The organism is Sphingomonas sp. 179-A 2A2 NHS, assembly GCF_045371305.1.
Lineage (GTDB): Bacteria > Pseudomonadota > Alphaproteobacteria > Sphingomonadales > Sphingomonadaceae > Sphingomonas.
The window spans coordinates 142,563-158,530 of the sequence record NZ_JBIQDE010000003.1 but is presented as its reverse complement, the minus strand read 5'-3'; the positions used below and the strand labels follow the sequence as shown (position 1 = coordinate 158,530).

Below are 15,968 nucleotides of genomic sequence, written 5' to 3'. Positions count from 1 at the left end.
CATGCAAAGATGGAACGAACAGTTGCGGAAAACGATTGTTGCTGCGGTGCAGCAGGTTGAGTTAGACCGGTGAGCATGAAGCTGAACACCGATGAAGATCGGGTCGCGCCGCCGCCCGCTCCTCCAGCGACCATGCCGGTCGTCTTCGAGGCGATCGTGAAGCAGCAGGCACTTGCCGCCACCTACAATCTTGGCTCCGTCACGCTGGCACCGCACATCGTGTACACCAAGCACGGCGAATATTATCTCGACGCCGTGACGCTCGAACGGGACGGCAAGCCGCCCAGGGAGCCCAAGGTCGGCGCGTTCAAGATCGCGGGCCTTGGCGGGATGCGCGTGACGCCGCGGCGCTTCACCCCCAGCGAATTGTTCAACCCGGCCGAGCCCCGCTACGAGGGCGTGACCCTGCTCGCCATAGACGGCTGAGACCTACGCGCCGGGCGGTGACCAGCCCGGCGGCGCAAGGTCGAAGCCGGCGAGGTCGAACCCGGGCGTGACGACGCAGCCGACGAGCGCCCAGCCCGCGTCGGCGTGCGCCGCCTGCCATGCGTGCGCGGGCACCAAGGCCTGCGGGCTGTCGCGATCGAGCCGGTGCGTGGTGACGATGCCGGCCTCCGCGATGCGGAGCGTCAGCGGATTGCCGCCGTGCCACAGCCATAGCTCCGCTGCGTCGACCCGGTGCCAGTGCGACCGCTCGTCACGATCGAGCAGGAACAGGATCGCGGTCATCGGCGATCGCCCGCCCGCCCCGGCGGGCAGCCTTACCGTCTCGCGGTAATGGCCACCTTCCGGATGCGGCGCGAGGCCGAGCTGCTCGATCAGCGCCCGCGCTTCGCTCATCGGCAGCGGATCTGCTGGCTGTTCTGATCGACCGCGCGGCCGGCGAGAGCGCCAAGCGCGCCGCCGAGCAGGGTGCCAACAGTGCGGCTGCGCCCGCCGTCGATCACATTGCCGAGAATGCCGCCAGCGGCGCCGCCGACGATGAGGCCGGTGGTGCCATCCGGTCGGCGGCAGTAATAGCGGCCGTCCGAGCCGGAATAGACGCGGTCCGTCGGCGCCAGCGCACGTTCCTGATATTGCGAGCCCGAGCGATAATAGCGGGCGGGATCATAGTCGCCCTCGTCGCGCCACTCGCCATCATCATTGTAGCGCACCGGCGGGGGCGCCGTGCGGCCATCGTCCCAGCGTGGATCGCGCGAGCCGGCGCCGGGAATCCGCTGCAGCGACTGATAGCGGTCGAACTCGCTGCGGAAGGTGTCCAGCTCGCGGGCGAAGCGTTCCTGCGCGGCACGGAAGCGGGCGGTGTCGGCCGCCGACTGCGCAGCGGCGGGCGTGCCGACGGCGAGGCAGGCGGCGGTTCCGGCGGTGGCAAGGGCGATGCCGAAGCGACGAATAGACATGGGACTATCCTCTCGATGCCCAACAGTGGGCGTGGCTGCGATACGGTTTCGCCGACGTATCGTTCCTGAACGGTAGCATCGGCCCGCCGCGGCCAGGCGAGGACTTGCGTTGTTGTTGTCCCTGCCGACCCCTAGATGCCGGAGATGACCATTACCTACCGCGATGCGGACGAGGCCGATCTTCCGGCGATCGTCGCGCTGCTTGCCGACGACGTGCTTGGCGCCGCGCGAGAGGATCCGTCGCTGCCGCTGAACGCGCGCTATCTCGATACCTTCCGCGCGATGCAGGCGACTCCCTATCAACGATTGGTCGTGGCCGACGAGGATGGCCGCATCATCGGCACGATGCAGTTGCTGGTGATCCCGGGCCTGTCGGCGAAGGGCAGCTGGCACGGGCAGATCGAGGCGGTGCGGATCGCGTCTGACCTGCGGGGGCGGGGCGCCGGCGAAGCTTTCGTCCGCTGGGCGGTGGAGCAGTGCCGCGCGGCCGGGTGTGCTACGGTGCAGTTGCTGTCGCATGGCTTGCGGACGGCGGCGCATCGCTTCTGGGCACGCGCCGGGTTCGAGCAGAGCCACCTGGGATTCAAGATGACGCTGTAACGGCGGCGATCATCGTGGCTTCACGGAAGCGAGACGAAGCTGTCCATCACGCGCTTGCGGCCGGCCTTCTCGAACTCGATCTCGAGCTTGTTGCCCTCGATCTCCTCGATCGTGCCGTAGCCGAACTTCTGGTGGAAGACGCGAAGGCCGACCGACAGATCGTCCCGCCCCTTGTTGCCGAGGCTGACGGAAGGCGAGCGGCTTTCGACCACGCGGGTCGGCTCGCGCGAGAAGGTGCGGGTCTGCCACTCGCCGCCCGGCTTTGCGCCGAGCGTGCCGGCGGCGCGCTGCCATCCGGGCCCGCGCCCGGTGCCGCGGCCGACATCCGCGAAGGGATCGGCGCGTTCTGACCAATTGGCGCGCCACAGGCTTTCGCCGCCGGACATGGTCGTCTCGGTCTCGACATGGTCGGCGGGAAGTTCGTTCACGAAGCGCGACGGGATCGACGAGGTCCACTGGCCGTAGATGCGGCGGTTCGCGGCGTGGAGGATCACGGCGCGGCGGCGGGCGCGAGTGATCGCGACGTAAGCGAGGCGGCGTTCCTCCTCCAGGCTGCGCGTGCCGCCTTCGTCGAGCGCGCGCTGCGACGGGAAGATGCCCTCCTCCCAACCGGCCAGGAACACGGTGTCGAATTCCAGCCCCTTGGCGGCGTGGATCGTCATGATGGTGACCTTGGGATCCTCGCGCGTCCCTTCATTGTCCATGACGAGGCTGACGTGTTCGAGGAACGCGCCGAGGCTTTCATATTCTTCCATCGCCCGGACGAGTTCGCTGAGGTTCTCCAACCGACCGGCTGCCTCGGTCGACTTCTCCGCCTGCCACATGGCGGTGTAGCCGCTTTCGTCGAGCAGCTGGCGGGCGAGCTCGGGATGCGGCAGTTCGCGTGACATCTGCCGCCAGCGCGCGATGTCGCCGACGAGGTTCCCGAGCGCGCGGCGCGCCTGGGGCGTCAGCTCGTCGGTATCGAGGATGCGTGCGGCGGCGGCTGTGAGCGGCAGGCCCTCGGCGCGCGCGAGCTGGTGGACCTTCGCCACCGCCTTGTCGCCGAGCCCGCGCTTGGGCGTGTTGACGATCCGTTCGAACGCAAGGTCGTCGGCGGGCTGGTTGACGACGCGCAGATAGGCCAGCGCGTCACGGATTTCCTGCCGCTCGTAGAAGCGGAAGCCGCCTACGATGCGATAAGGCAGGCCAATGGCGATGAAGCGGTCTTCGAACTCGCGCGTCTGATGCTGCGCGCGCACGAGGATCGCGATATCGTCGAGGCTCTTGCCGTTGCGCTGACAGGCCTCGATCTCCTCGCCGACGCGGCGTGCCTCTTCCGGCCCGTCCCACACGCCGATCACGCGGACCTTCTCGCCGACGTCGAGCTCGGTCCACAGCGACTTGCCGAGCCGGCCGGTGTTGTTGTCGATCACGCCGCCGGCCGCGCCGAGGATATGCGGCGTCGAGCGGTAATTCTGCTCCAGCCGGATGACCTTGGCTCCGGGGAAGTCCTTTTCGAACTTCAGGATGTTCTCCACCTGCGCGCCGCGCCAGGAATAGATCGACTGATCGTCGTCACCGACGCAGCAGATGTTGCGCCGCTCCTGTGCCAGCAGCCTGAGCCAGAGATACTGGACCGAGTTGGTGTCCTGATATTCGTCCACCATGATGTAGCGGAAGCGCTGCTGGTATTGCTCCAGCACCTCCCGGTTCGTCTTCAGGATGGTGAGGACGTGGAGCAGCAGGTCGCCGAAGTCGCACGCGTTCACCGCGCGCAGACGGGCCTGATATTGCTCGTAAAGCTCGCCGCCGCGGCCGTTCGCGTAGCGCTCGCTTTCGCCGGCGTCGATATCACGGGCGGTGAGCCCCTTGTTCTTCCATTCGTCGATCAGCCCGGCGAGGCTGCGCGCGGGGAAGCGCTTCTCGTCGATGTCGGCGGCGGCGATCAGCTGCTTCAGCAGGCGAAGCTGATCGTCGGTATCAAGGATGGTGAAGTTGCTTTGCAGCCCGACCAGTTCGGCATGGCGGCGCAGCATCTTGGCGCCGATCGCGTGGAAGGTGCCGAGCCACGGCATGCCTTCCACCGCGTCGCCGACGAGGCGGCCAACGCGCTCGCGCATCTCGCGCGCGGCCTTGTTGGTGAAGGTGACGGAGAGGATCTCGCTCGGATAGGCCTTTCGCGTCCATAGCAGGTGGGCGAGTCGCGCCGTTAGCGCCGCCGTCTTGCCGGTGCCGGCGCCGGCGAGGACCAGCACCGGGCCATCGGTGGTGAGCACCGCCTCGCGCTGCGGCGGATTGAGGCCGCGCAGGTATGGCGGATCGGCGAGCTGGGTATCGGCGGAGAGATCAGTCACCCGGGACAGGTAGTCAGGCTTGCGCGACGACGCAATCCGTGAGAACAAAGCGGCAACGAAAAGCTGGGAGGATAGCATGGCGATCACGGGCAAGTGTCACTGCGGCGCGATCAGCTGGTCCGCGGAAGGCGCGCCTGAGCATCATGCGCTGTGCCATTGCGATGATTGCCGGCGCTGGTCCGGCGCGCCGATGGTGGGCTGGATCGCGTTCAAGGCCGATCAGGTGACGATCGAGGGTTCGCCCGTCAGCTATCAGTCGTCGGAGCACGGCAGCCGCGAGTTTTGCGGCACGTGCGGCACCGGCCTGTTTTATCGCAATCCAGCCTTCCTGCCGGGGATCATCGACATCCATTCCGGCACGCTCGATGACCCTGAAAGCCAGCCGCCGGGCGCGCAGATCATGATCAAGGATCGCCTGTCGTGGACCAGGGGAATGACGGACCTGCCGGAATTCACGACCTATCCCGGCATGGACTAACGCCCGACGGACGTGTGGCGTCGCTCGCCGCCGGGTGCTGGCCGGAAGCGCCGGGGGCGGGTAAGGGGCAGGGATGATGTACGCGCTTCTTCTCGCCGCATTGCCGATCCAGGCGGAGCCGGCGCAGCCGCCGATCACCGTTACGGGCAAGGCGACGCTCGACAATGCATCGGTGCTGCGCGCGGCGCGGGCGCTGAAGCCGGGCGAATATCTCTGGGCGCCGCAGACGGCACCCGAGGGGCCGATGCTGATGGTGGTGAGCCTGGAGACGCAGCGCGCGGTGGTCTACCGCAACGGCGTGCCGATCGGGATCACGACGATCTCGAGCGGCAAGCGCGGGCATGAGACGCCCGTCGGCATCTTCACCGTGCTCCAGAAGAAGAAGGAGCATTATTCAAACCTCTACAATAGCGCGCCGATGCCTTTCATGCAGCGGCTGACCTGGGACGGGATCGCGCTTCACGCCGGCAAGCTGCCCGGCCATGCCGCGTCGCACGGTTGCATCCGCTTGCCCGACGCCTTCGCCAAGCTGCTCTACGACCAGACGCGGCTGGGCATGACGGTGGTAGTGACGAAGCAGGCGGCGCTGCCCTCGATCGCGGCGGCCGCGGACCTGATCGGCGCGGCCAAGAGCGGCCTGCCAGCGCCGCGCCTGGCGAGCGCCTTCTGGGAGCCGGAGCGTTCGCCGACGGGATCGGTATCGTTCGTGGTCAGCACCGCCGACCGCGCCTTGACGGTGATCCGCGGCGGACGGATCATCGGGCGGGTGCCCGTGTCGGTCGCTCGCCCGGTGACCCATGCGTATCTCTACAGCTACCGCGGCGGAACGGGGGATCCCGCGACCCAATGGTCCCGCATCGCGCTGCCCGGGCAATCGGTGGACGAGGATCTGGCGGCCGGCGACGTGACCTTGCCGGACGCCTATCGTGGCCGTGTCGAAGCGGTGCTGGCGCCGGGGGCGACGGTGGTCGTGACGCCGGACAGCCTGAGCACCACGGCGACCAACCTGCAGGACTTCGTCACCGGCAACTGACCGGCCCGCGATTGCCGTCGTAGCCTCGCCAGTTGACCTCCCCGCGTCGCAAGCGGAGAGGGGAAGAATGACCGCGACCGCCAGCAGCAATTCCTCCGCCCGCGTCCTCACCGCAAGTTTCGTCGGCACGACGGTCGAGTTCTACGATTTCTACATCTACGCGACGGCGGCGAGCCTGGTGTTCGGGGAGATCTTCTTCCCTTCCGCCGAGCCCGGCATGCAGCAGATGGCGAGTTTCGCGACGCTGGCGGTAGCGTTCTTTGCTCGGCCGGTCGGCGCGGCCTTCTTCGGCCATTTCGGCGACCGCATCGGGCGCAAGTCGACGTTGGTCGCAAGCCTCCTCACCATGGGGCTGTCCACCACGTTGATCGCGTTCCTGCCGACTTATGCTTCGGCCGGTTGGTGGGCGCCCTTCATCCTTTGCCTGCTGCGCTTCGGCCAGGGCTTTGGCCTCGGCGGTGAATGGGGCGGCGCGGCGCTGCTGGCGGTGGAAAATGCGCCGCCGGGTTGGCGCGCGCGCTTTGGCTGCGCCCCGCAGATGGGCGCGCCCGCCGGGTTCATCGCGGCGAACGGCCTGTTCCTGCTGCTCGGCGTATGGCTGACGCCGGAGCAGTTCCGCGATTGGGGCTGGCGCATCCCGTTCCTGGTCAGCGCGCTGCTCGTCGCGCTTGGCCTTTGGATCCGCCTGAAGCTGACCGAGACGCCGGAATTCGCCGCCGCGCTGGAGGAAGCGCCGCCGCCCGCGGTGCCCTTCGCCGAACTGATGCGGCACCATGGCGGTGCGACTCTCGCTGGAACGATCGGGGCGATCGCCTGCTTCGCGCTCTACTATATCGCGACGGCGTTCACGCTCGGCTATGGCACCAAGACGCTTGGCTATCCGATGCAGTCGATGTTGCTGGTCCAGCTTGGCGCGATCCTGTTCATGGCGGTCGGCATCTACGCCTCGGCATGGCTGGCGGATCGCCGCTTCGATGAGCGGCGCGTGCTGGCCGGCGGGTGCGTGGGCGTGGTGATCGCCGGCTTCCTGCTTGGGCCGATGCTGGGCTCCGGCTCGCTGCTGCAGGTGTTCCTCTACCTCTCGCTCGCGCTGCTGCTGATGGGGTTCGTCTACGGCCCGCTTGGCGCGTGGCTGCCGGGACTGTTCCCGCCGCGCGTGCGCTACACTGGCGCATCGATGGCGTTCAACGTCGCGGGCGTGCTGGGCGGCGGCCTGACCCCTTTGGTGGGCCAGGCGCTGGCGGGCAGCTACGGGCTTGGCGCCGTCGGCCTCTACGGCAGCGCGGCCGCAGCGCTCAGCTTCATCGCCCTGCTTGCGGTGCGCGGCACGCCGCGCGCCCATGCGGTGGTGCTGGAACCCTAAGCGACCGCGCGAAGGATCGTCAGCTTCGCCTTGCCATGGACGCGCACCGTGTCCGCTGCGAAGCCGGCGACGTTCACATCCTCGGTCCGCCCGGTTTCGATGCTGATCCAGGTGCCCGGCGACGTCCAGCCGAGCCGCGAGAGCTTGTCCAGCGCCACCGCGCCAGCGCCGCTGGCATAAGGCGGGTCCATCATGATGAGGTCGAGCGGCGCACGTGCGGGGCCGAGCGACATGACGCTGCCGGCGCGGATCTCCGCCCCGGTCGCGCCGAGCGCAGCGACGTTGGCGCGCAGCGCATCGAGCGCGGCGCGATCTTGCTCCACGAACAGGCATGTCCCCGCGCCGCGAGACAGCGCCTCCAGCCCGAGTGCGCCGGAGCCGGCGAACAGATCGGCGACGGCGAGTCCCTCCATGGTGCCGACGCGACTGGTGAGCATCGAGAACAGCGCCTCACGCGTACGGTCCGCGGTCGGCCGGGTCGCGTCTCCCTTCGGGGCGGCAAGCGGGCGGCCGCGCCATTGCCCGGCGATGATCCGCATCAGCGATCACCCCGCGGGCGCGGCGGCCGGGGCTTGCCTGGCCGGGGGGGACGGGGGCCGCCCGGCCGCGAGGCGCCGGTGCCGCCTTGGCGTGGGCCGCCGCTACGGGGCGAACGAGGCACGCCGCCGACGGACGGGCGCGACGAATCTGCGCGACCCGGGCGTGATTGGACGCCATCAGTCCGCCCTGACGAGGCGGAGCCGGGCTTTCCTTGCCTTGGCCTGGGCGCGCGGGGCGCGCTGGGGACCGGTTCATTGTCGCTGTGCGATTCGCGGAAGGACCGGGCGCGGTTGGTTCGTCCGCCAGCACCGCGCACGGCGACCGAGCCGTCGGCGCGCCGGCGCGGTTCGTTCTTGGGGCCGCCTTGCCGCGGAGGGCGGGCCGGGCGCGCGGGCTTCGCGCGCGCTGCGTTCTGGTCGGCGACAGGCGCCCGGATCATCTCGGCGGACGGCTCCACGACGGAGACCGCGCGGCGTCTCGCGGGCTGGGGCAACTCGCGGCGAGCCGGATCGGCGCGGAAGCTTTCCACGTCGTGGCGGCGCACTTCGCCGATCTGGCCGGGTGCCAGGTCGCCCAAAACGAATGGGCCGTAGCGCGTGCGGATCAGCCGGCTGACCTGCAGGCCGAGATGTTCCAGCACACGGCGGACTTCGCGGTTCTTGCCTTCCTTGAGGATCATCTCGATCCACACATTGGTGCCGGTGCGACGCTCGATATTGGCGTCGATCGGGCCGTAGCGGACGCCCTCGATCTCCACGCCTTCGATCAGCTCCTCGAGCTGCGGCTGGCTGATCCGGCCGTACGCGCGGGCACGGTAGGCGCGCTCGACGCCGGTAGCCGGGAGTTCGAGCTGACGCTTCAGGCCACCGTCGGTCGTCATCAGCAGCACCCCCTCGGTATTAAGGTCGAGCCGGCCGACCGGCATCAGCCGCGGGAGGCCCTTGGGCAGGCGATCATAGATGGTGGGGCGGCCGGCGGGGTCACGCTCGGTCGTCAGCACGCCAGTCGGCTTGTGGAACAGGAACAGGCGCGCGGGCTCCGGCGCGGCGACGGGGTTGCCGTCGACCGTCACGCCATCGAGCGAGGCGAGCAGCGTCGCGGGCGTCTCGACCGGTGCGCCGTTCAGCGCCACGCGGCCCTCGGCGATCATCCGCTCAATCTCCCGGCGCGAGGCGACGCCGGCGCGGGCGAGCAGCTTGGCGATACGATGGAGCGGGCGGGACGACGGCGAACCGTCGGCAGGAGATGTCGGCATGGCGCGCTGATACAACCGTTGTGTGCGCTGCGCGAAAATATTTGCGACCCGGCGCGCACTGCCGCGTTATCATCGTGTGGTCCGGTGCGAGTAGGTGCGGGAATAGTGATGATTTTCGGGCGGAAGAAACGGTCCATCGTCCGATTGCTCGTCGTCGAGGACGAGCCGCTGGTTGCGTTCGACACCGAGCACCTGCTGACCGATCGCGATTATGAGATCGTCGCAACCGTCGATCGGGTGGTGGATGCGCTGGCGGTGATCGAAACCGGCGTCGACATTCACCTCGTGCTGGTCGACGTGGCGCTCGCCGACGGGACGGGCATCGACGTGGCGCGGGCCGCGTCCGAACGCGACATCCCCGTCATGTTCGTGACGGGCAATTGCCCGGGCGATGCCGAAGCCTATGCGACGGGCTGCCTCGCCAAGCCTTATACGCAGCGCGCGTTGCTGTCGGCGATCAACGCGGTGGAGGCGGCAATCGAGGGACGTCGGCCGGGCCGACTGCCGAGCGGCTTCCGCCTCTTCGCCAACAAGGCCGTACCTGCGCCTGCACCCGTGAAGCGGGCGGGCGGAGCGGAGGAGCAGGGCGCAACCTTCGACGCGTGAGGCCGCGCGCCCGGGCGGGCTGGCGCGTCGCCGGACGCAGGGCCCGCGACGCGCAGAGACGAGGCGTCAGTCGGTTGGCTGAACCGGAGACGGATCGGTGCCGGGCGAGCTTGGCGCGGGCTGATCGATGTCCGGGCCGGGCGGGTTGATCTCGGGCGGCGGTGCGCTCGGTTCGGGCGCCTGGCTCGGCTGCGGGGGGACTTCGGCGGGGGGTACGGTAGCCATTTGTTGCTTTCCTCTCGCGCCACCAACGATTGGCGGCTGCGGCGGTTGCTCGCGCCGCTTGCCGTGCGCTCGCGCGCGGTATAGAGGCCCCGCGATCGGCGGTGCCTAGATGCGGGCGTGGCGGAACTGGTAGACGCGCTGGATTTAGGTTCCAGTATCGCAAGATGTGGGGGTTCGAGTCCCTTCGCCCGCACCAGTCATCCGCGGCGTTGCCGCGGGCAGGCACCATCCACGAAATTTCAGTTGAAGGCACGAAGATGCAGACTGTCGAGACGTTGAACGAGGGCCTGAAGCGCGCCTACACGCTGACCATTCCGGCGAAGGACATCGATGCGCGGGTTGATGCAGAGCTGAAGCGCGTTGCGCCGCAGGTTCGCATGCCCGGCTTCCGCCCCGGGAAGGTGCCGGCCAACCTCGTGCGCAAGATGCACGGCCCGGCGCTTCATCAGGACGCGCTCAACAGCTCGATCCAGGAAGGCATTCAGGCGCTGATCGCCGAGCAGCAGCTGCGCCCCGCGATCCAGCCGTCGGTCGAGCTCGTCGAAGGCTATGAGCCGGGCAAGGATGCCGAGCTGAAGGTCGAGCTGGAAGTGCTGCCGCAGGTGCCGGCGCCGGCGATTGACGGCCTGAAGCTCGAGAAGCTGACCGTTCCGGCCGACGACGCCGTGATCGACGAGCAGCTGCAGAAGTTCGCCGACCAGACGAAGCGCTGGGACGACACCGAGGAAGGCTATGTCGCCAAGATGGGCGACCTCGTCACAGTCGATTTCGTCGGCAAGACGATGGACGGCGTTGCCTTCGAGGGCGGCACCGGCAGCGACATGGCGGTCGAGCTGGGCGCTGGCCGCCTGATCCCGGGCTTCGAGGATCAGGTCGTCGGCGTGAAGGCCGGTGACGAGCGCCAGATCAAGGTGACCTTCCCCGAGGACTATCAGGCGAAGGAACTCGCCGGCCAGGACGCGACGTTCGACCTCGTCGTGAAATCGGTGAAGACCGCCGGCGAGGCAACTGTTGACGAAGAGCTGGCGAAGAACCTGGGCCTCGAGAGCCTGGAGCAGCTGCGCGGCCTGATCCGTGGGCAGATCGAGAGCGAGCTCGGCAACCTCACCCGCACGCACATGAAGCGCAAGCTGCTCGACCAGCTCGCTGCCGGCCACGATTTCGAAGTGCCGCCGTCGATGGTCGAGGCCGAGTTCCAGCAGATCTGGGCGCAGCTCGAGCATGAGGCGACCCATGAGCCCGATCCGAAGGCGGCGATGGAAGAGATGGAGAAGGAGCGCGACGATTATCGCAAGATCGCCGAGCGCCGCGTCCGTCTTGGCCTGCTGCTGAGCGAGATCGGCCAGGCAAATGGCGTCGAGGTGACGCAGCAGGAAATGAACCGCCTGATCGCCCAGGCTGCGCAGCAGTATCGCGGCGAGGACCAGCAGCGTTTCATCCAGTACATCCAGCAGGAGCCGATGGCGGCTGCCCAGCTGCGCGCGCCGCTCTACGAGGACAAGGTCGTCGACTTCCTGTTCGAGAAGGCCGAGGTCACCGAGCGCGAGACGACCCGCGAGGAGCTGGAAGCCGCGATCGAGAGCGAGGACGGTTTCGCGACCGGCACGCATCACCATGATCACGACAATCACAAGCCGAAGCAGAAGAAGGCTGCGTCCAAGAAGAAGGCTGCCGAACCGGTGACCGACGAGCCAGCTGCTGACGAGGCTGCTGCACCCGCCGAGGACGAAGCGGCTGCGAAGCCGGCGAAGAAGCCGGGCGCCAAGAAGAAGGCGGCTGACGCCGAGGCCGGCGAAGAGGCTGCTCCGGCCAAGAAGCCGGCGGCGAAGAAGGCTAAGGCCGCGGCAGGCGACGAGGCTGCGGCCGACGCACCGGCAGCCGAAGCCAAGCCCAAGAAGGCGACCAAGAAGGCTGCACCGAAGGCCGAAGGCTAATATCACGACGTACCGCTGCATCGTCCGGGCCCTTGCGGGCCACGGGCGATGCGGGCGGTTTCTTTGACGCCAGGCGTCACGCCGGCTTGCCCGGCATCCACCCTTTCGCAAGAACCTTGGGATTATGAGACCGCCGGCCGGTGAGCCCTGCCCGGGTGGCCATGGTGGCGATGGGATGTGAACGTGGCTGAACCAGTGATCGCCGTGCTGCTGCCGTGCTATAACGAGGAAGCGGCGATCGCGCAGACGATCGCGGGCTTTCGCGCCGCACTGCCCGACGCCACGATCTATGTTTACGACAACAATTCGCAGGACCGCACCGTCGAGGTGGCGCGAGCGGCCGGCGCCGTCGTGCGCACCGAGCGGACCCAGGGAAAGGGCGCCGTCGTGCGCCGGATGTTCGCCGACGTGGATGCTGACGTTTATGTCATGGCGGACGGCGACTCGACCTATGACGCCGCCTCCGCGCCGCTGCTCGTGCGCCGCATGCTGGACGAGCAGCTCGACATGGTCGTGGGCTGCCGGGTGGGGGAGGCAGCGGCCGCCTATCGCCGCGGGCATCGCTTGGGCAATGCATTGCTCACCGGCATGCTCGCTCAACTCTTCGGGCGCAGCTTCAGCGATATTCTAAGCGGATACCGGGTGTTCTCGCGACGCTTCGTCAAGAGCTTCCCGGTGCTGTCGGTCGGGTTCGAGATCGAGACCGAGATTTCGGTTCACGCGCTCGAGTTGAAAATGCCGGTGGCGGAGATCGAGACGCCGTATTTCGCTCGGCCGGAAGGATCGGTGTCGAAGCTCAGCACGTATCGCGACGGCTGGCGTATCCTGGGCACGATCGCGACGCTGTACCGGATCGAGCGGCCCTTGTGGTTCTTCGGTGCCTTTGGTGCCGTCCTTCTGGCGCTGGCCGTGCTGCTCGCGATCCCGCTTGCGATCACCTACGTGCATACCGGCCTCGTGCCGCGCTTCCCCACCGCGATCCTCGTTACCGGGCTCACGATCCTGGCGGCGCTGTGCGGCTTTGCCGGACTGATCCTTGATACGGTGGTCCGCGGGCGACGCGAAGTGCGCCGCCTGGCGTATCTCGCGCACCGCGCGCCTGGATCTGCCTGAAACCACTGGTCAGGTTGAATTATTCAGCCTAGCGTTCGTGGATGACGAACGCTTTATCGTGCCGCGTAGCGGCGCTTGTGCTCGCAGGCACCCTCTGGTCGACTGCGGGAGCAGCGCAGAGCGATAACTCGTCTCGCAGAATACGAGTCGGGATCGGCCCGCAATTGGTGCCGCGCTATCCCGGATCTGACGATTACAATGTTCGTCCGTTCTTCGACCTGGCCCGCGCGGACGCCAATGCTGACTTTGACTTCGAGGCGGCGGACGAAAGCTTCGGTTTCCCGGTCTTCCGTTCGAACGGTTTTGAAGCCGGTCCTGCAATCGGATTCGAAGGGAAGCGCCGCGGGCGTGATGTGCCGGGCGTGCCGCGCGTGGGGTTCACCTTCGAGCCCGGTGCCTTTGTTCAATACAGTTTCGCCGCACCGGTACGGGCGCGGCTGGAGGTGCGGCAGGGCGTTGGCGGCCACAAGGGGCTGATCAGCTTCGCGAGCGTTGATTACGTCGCCCGCGACGGAGACGATTGGCTGTTCGCGATCGGCCCGCGGCTCACCATCACGAACGGTCGCTACCAGCGCGCCTATTTCGGCGTTCCGCCGGAGGCGGTCGCCCCGTCGGGGCTGCCCGCCTTCCGCCCCTCGGGCGGGGTGCAGGCGGTCGGCGCCAATGCGGGCTTCCTCAAGCAGTTGACGCCGCGCTGGGGCATTTACACCTATGCCAAGTATGACCGCCTGATCGACGATGCGGCGCGTTCTCCGGTGGTGCGGCGCTACGGATCGCGCGACCAGTTCGCCGGTGGCCTGGCGCTGACCTACACCTTCTTCGGCCGGCGCAATTGACGCGCGACACTGGCAGGGCGGGGGCTTGAAGTCCCCGGTCGCGCGCGCGACATAGGTGTTCTTCAGGGCATAAGAGAGAGTTTTCATGCACAATCCGTTCGAGACCGGCGACTTCGCAGGCGCCCTGGCGCGCGCCGGCGTCGGCATGCAGCAGACGCAGGCCGGCCTCGTTCCCATCGTGATCGAGCAGTCGAACCGCGGCGAGCGTTCGTTCGACATCTTCAGCCGCCTGCTGCGCGAGCGCATCGTCTTCGTGACGGGCGGCGTGGAGGACGGCATGGCGAGCCTGATCACCGCCCAGCTGCTGTTCCTGGAATCGGAGAATCCGAAGAAGGACATCTTCATGTACATCAACTCGCCGGGCGGCGTCGTCACGGCGGGCATGGCGATCCATGACACGATGCAGTACATTCGGCCGCGCGTCGGCACGGTGTGCATCGGTCAGGCCGCCTCGATGGGCAGCTTCCTCCTGGCTTCGGGTGAACCCGGCATGCGGGTGGCGCTGACCAACGCGCGGATCATGATCCACCAGCCCTCGGGCGGTGCGCAGGGCATGGCCAGCGACATCGAGATCCAGGCGCGTGAAATTCTGCGCATCCGTAGCCGGATGAACGAGTTGTACGCCAAGTACACCGGTCAGCCGCTCGAGGTGATCGAGAATGCAATGGATCGCGACAAGTTTATGAGCAGTGATGAGGCGAAGGAATTCGGCCTGATCGACGAGGTGTTCGACAAGCGGCCTGCTCCGGCCGACGACGTGGCTGCGGCGGCCTGACGCGCGTTAGCCCTTTTCCGGCATTGCCGGATTGTGACCGGCCGGGTTACCATGCTCGGCCGAAAAGGATGTGATTGAATGACCAAGCTCAGCGGCGGTGACTCGAAGAGCACGCTCTATTGCTCGTTCTGCGGCAAGTCGCAGCACGAGGTTCGCAAGCTCATCGCAGGACCGACCGTGTTCATCTGCGATGAATGCGTGGAGCTGTGCAACGATATCATCCGCGAAGAAACCAAGTCCGCGCTCGTCTCGAAGAAGGACGGCGGCGTGCCCACGCCGCAGGAGATCTGCGACGTTCTGGACGATTATGTCATCGGGCAGAAGCAGGCCAAGCGCGTGCTCTCCGTCGCGGTGCACAACCACTACAAGCGGCTGAACCACGGCGCCAAGGGCGCGGACGTGGAACTGGCGAAGTCGAACATCCTGCTCGTCGGCCCCACCGGCTGCGGCAAGACGCTGCTGGCGCAGACGCTGGCGCGCATCCTCGACGTGCCGTTCACCATGGCCGACGCGACGACGCTGACCGAGGCGGGCTATGTCGGCGAGGATGTCGAGAACATCATCCTGAAGCTGCTGCAGGCGTCGGATTATAACGTCGAGCGGGCGCAGCGCGGCATCGTCTACATCGACGAGATCGACAAGATCAGCCGCAAGGCCGAGAATCCCTCGATCACGCGCGACGTGTCGGGCGAGGGCGTGCAGCAGGCGCTGCTGAAGCTCATGGAAGGCACCACTGCCTCGGTGCCGCCGCAGGGCGGCCGCAAGCATCCGCAGCAGGAATTCCTGCAGGTCGATACGACGAACATCCTGTTCATCTGCGGCGGTGCCTTCTCGGGGCTCGAGAAGATCATCGGCGATCGCCTGCAGGGCAAGTCGATCGGCTTTGGCGCTTATGTCGCTTCGCCCGAGGAGAAGCGCACCGGCGAGGTGCTGCGCCAGACCGAGCCTGAGGATCTGCTGAAGTTCGGCCTGATCCCTGAGTTCGTCGGTCGTCTGCCGGTGATTGCGACGCTCGAGGATCTCGACGTCACGGCGCTGGTGAAGATCCTGAGCGAGCCGAAGAACGCGCTGGTCAAGCAGTACCAGAAGCTGTTCGAGATGGAGGAAGTGAAGCTTGGCTTCACTGACGACGCATTGGTCACGATCGCGAAGAAGGCGATCGAGCGGAAGACCGGCGCGCGCGGCCTCCGTTCGATCCTCGAGGCGATCCTGCTCGATACGATGTTCGAGCTGCCCGGGATGGATTCGGTCGACGAAGTGATGATCGACAAGGACGTCGTGGAGGGCCGCAAGGAGCCGATCCGCGTCTACACCGAAAAGAAAAAGGCCGGCAGCGACGCGGCGTGAGCGTCGTGATGCAGCGGTAACAGACGAAGGGCGCCGAGCGATCGGCGCCCTTTTCGTTTCCGGTCAGGCACGTCAGGCTGGCAACGAAGCGAGGAGGGGGTGATGATCGGTCGAGTGGGAAGGCCCG

17 protein-coding genes and 1 tRNA gene are annotated in these 15,968 nt (G+C 67.3%); 12 read left to right on the top strand and 6 right to left on the bottom strand.

The window, feature by feature from the left end; all coding sequences use genetic code 11:
- Positions 1–75 precede the first annotated feature (75 nt).
- On the top strand, positions 76–426 hold the full coding sequence (locus tag ACH0AE_RS07130; protein ID WP_294443449.1) for a hypothetical protein: 351 nt from the start codon (positions 76–78) through the stop codon (positions 424–426).
- A gap of 3 nt (positions 427–429) precedes the next feature.
- On the opposite strand, the gene ACH0AE_RS07125 is transcribed toward ACH0AE_RS07130, so the two are convergent.
- Together ACH0AE_RS07125 and ACH0AE_RS07120 are read right to left on the bottom strand one after the other, a co-directional pair.
- Entirely contained in the window at positions 430–840 is a 411-nt protein-coding gene (locus ACH0AE_RS07125) for a cupin domain-containing protein (RefSeq protein WP_294443450.1), read from the bottom strand.
- Positions 837–1,400 (bottom strand): glycine zipper 2TM domain-containing protein, encoded by a 564-nt coding sequence (locus tag ACH0AE_RS07120; RefSeq protein ID WP_294443451.1) that lies wholly within the window; start codon positions 1,398–1,400, stop codon positions 837–839. Before ACH0AE_RS07120 ends, ACH0AE_RS07125 begins: the two co-directional genes overlap by 4 nt.
- 144 nt (positions 1,401–1,544) lie before the next feature.
- Here ACH0AE_RS07120 and ACH0AE_RS07115 point away from each other — a divergent pair, with 144 nt between their 5' ends.
- Positions 1,545–2,000, top strand: a complete 456-nt coding sequence (locus ACH0AE_RS07115) for a GNAT family N-acetyltransferase (RefSeq protein ID WP_294443452.1) — start codon at positions 1,545–1,547, stop codon at positions 1,998–2,000.
- Between the two features lie 20 nt (positions 2,001–2,020).
- Here the strand turns inward: ACH0AE_RS07115 and ACH0AE_RS07110 are convergent, their stop codons facing one another.
- Positions 2,021–4,336: an ATP-dependent helicase gene (locus ACH0AE_RS07110; RefSeq protein WP_294443453.1), complete on the bottom strand. Its 2,316-nt coding sequence runs from the start codon at positions 4,334–4,336 to the stop codon at positions 2,021–2,023.
- A gap of 76 nt (positions 4,337–4,412) precedes the next feature.
- On the opposite strand from ACH0AE_RS07110, the gene ACH0AE_RS07105 reads away from it, so the two are divergent.
- The 3 genes from ACH0AE_RS07105 (at position 4,413) to ACH0AE_RS07095 (ending at position 7,210) form a co-directional block, all read left to right on the top strand.
- On the top strand, positions 4,413–4,814 hold the full coding sequence (locus tag ACH0AE_RS07105) for a GFA family protein (protein ID WP_294443454.1): 402 nt from the start codon (positions 4,413–4,415) through the stop codon (positions 4,812–4,814).
- Positions 4,815–4,890: 76 nt separating this feature from the next.
- Positions 4,891–5,847, top strand: a complete 957-nt coding sequence (locus tag ACH0AE_RS07100; RefSeq protein ID WP_294443455.1) for a L,D-transpeptidase family protein — start codon at positions 4,891–4,893, stop codon at positions 5,845–5,847.
- A 67-nt stretch (positions 5,848–5,914) separates the two neighbouring features.
- A complete protein-coding gene (locus ACH0AE_RS07095; RefSeq protein WP_294443456.1) occupies positions 5,915–7,210 on the top strand; it encodes an MFS transporter in 1,296 nt (431 codons plus the stop codon).
- On the opposite strand, the gene rsmD is transcribed toward ACH0AE_RS07095, so the two are convergent.
- Together rsmD and ACH0AE_RS07085 are read right to left on the bottom strand one after the other, a co-directional pair.
- Complete coding sequence (gene rsmD / locus ACH0AE_RS07090) at positions 7,207–7,749, bottom strand: 16S rRNA (guanine(966)-N(2))-methyltransferase RsmD (RefSeq protein WP_406875601.1); 543 nt, start codon at positions 7,747–7,749, stop codon at positions 7,207–7,209. The genes ACH0AE_RS07095 and rsmD overlap by 4 nt on opposite strands.
- Positions 7,749–9,005 carry a pseudouridine synthase gene (locus ACH0AE_RS07085; protein ID WP_365928264.1) on the bottom strand — a complete coding sequence of 419 codons (1,257 nt, stop codon included), beginning with the start codon at positions 9,003–9,005 and terminating at the stop codon, positions 7,749–7,751. The genes rsmD and ACH0AE_RS07085 overlap by 1 nt, the downstream gene beginning before the upstream one ends.
- Positions 9,006–9,113: 108 nt before the next feature.
- Here ACH0AE_RS07085 and ACH0AE_RS07080 point away from each other — a divergent pair, with 108 nt between their 5' ends.
- On the top strand, positions 9,114–9,611 hold the full coding sequence (locus ACH0AE_RS07080) for a response regulator (protein ID WP_294443458.1): 498 nt from the start codon (positions 9,114–9,116) through the stop codon (positions 9,609–9,611).
- Positions 9,612–9,677: 66 nt separating this feature from the next.
- Here the strand turns inward: ACH0AE_RS07080 and ACH0AE_RS07075 are convergent, their stop codons facing one another.
- Positions 9,678–9,836, bottom strand: a complete 159-nt coding sequence (locus tag ACH0AE_RS07075) for a hypothetical protein (protein ID WP_294443459.1) — start codon at positions 9,834–9,836, stop codon at positions 9,678–9,680.
- Between the two features lie 111 nt (positions 9,837–9,947).
- Between ACH0AE_RS07075 and ACH0AE_RS07070 the strand changes: the two genes are divergently transcribed.
- The 6 genes from ACH0AE_RS07070 (at position 9,948) to clpX (ending at position 15,841) form a co-directional block, all read left to right on the top strand.
- Positions 9,948–10,032 (top strand) — tRNA-Leu (locus tag ACH0AE_RS07070).
- Positions 10,033–10,093: 61 nt separating this feature from the next.
- Positions 10,094–11,770 carry a trigger factor gene (gene tig, locus ACH0AE_RS07065; RefSeq protein WP_294443460.1) on the top strand — a complete coding sequence of 559 codons (1,677 nt, stop codon included), beginning with the start codon at positions 10,094–10,096 and terminating at the stop codon, positions 11,768–11,770.
- Between the two features lie 183 nt (positions 11,771–11,953).
- Positions 11,954–12,883, top strand: coding sequence for a glycosyltransferase family 2 protein (locus ACH0AE_RS07060; RefSeq protein WP_294443461.1), 930 nt, complete (start codon positions 11,954–11,956; stop codon positions 12,881–12,883).
- A gap of 41 nt (positions 12,884–12,924) precedes the next feature.
- The gene (locus ACH0AE_RS07055) at positions 12,925–13,719 is read left to right on the top strand and encodes a MipA/OmpV family protein (protein WP_294443462.1); all 795 of its coding nucleotides are present in this window, start codon (positions 12,925–12,927) and stop codon (positions 13,717–13,719) included.
- Between the two features lie 85 nt (positions 13,720–13,804).
- The gene (locus ACH0AE_RS07050; RefSeq protein WP_294443463.1) at positions 13,805–14,494 is read left to right on the top strand and encodes an ATP-dependent Clp protease proteolytic subunit; all 690 of its coding nucleotides are present in this window, start codon (positions 13,805–13,807) and stop codon (positions 14,492–14,494) included.
- Positions 14,495–14,572: 78 nt separating this feature from the next.
- Positions 14,573–15,841 carry an ATP-dependent Clp protease ATP-binding subunit ClpX gene (clpX, locus tag ACH0AE_RS07045; protein ID WP_294443464.1) on the top strand — a complete coding sequence of 423 codons (1,269 nt, stop codon included), beginning with the start codon at positions 14,573–14,575 and terminating at the stop codon, positions 15,839–15,841.
- The last annotated feature ends 127 nt before the right edge of the window (positions 15,842–15,968 follow it).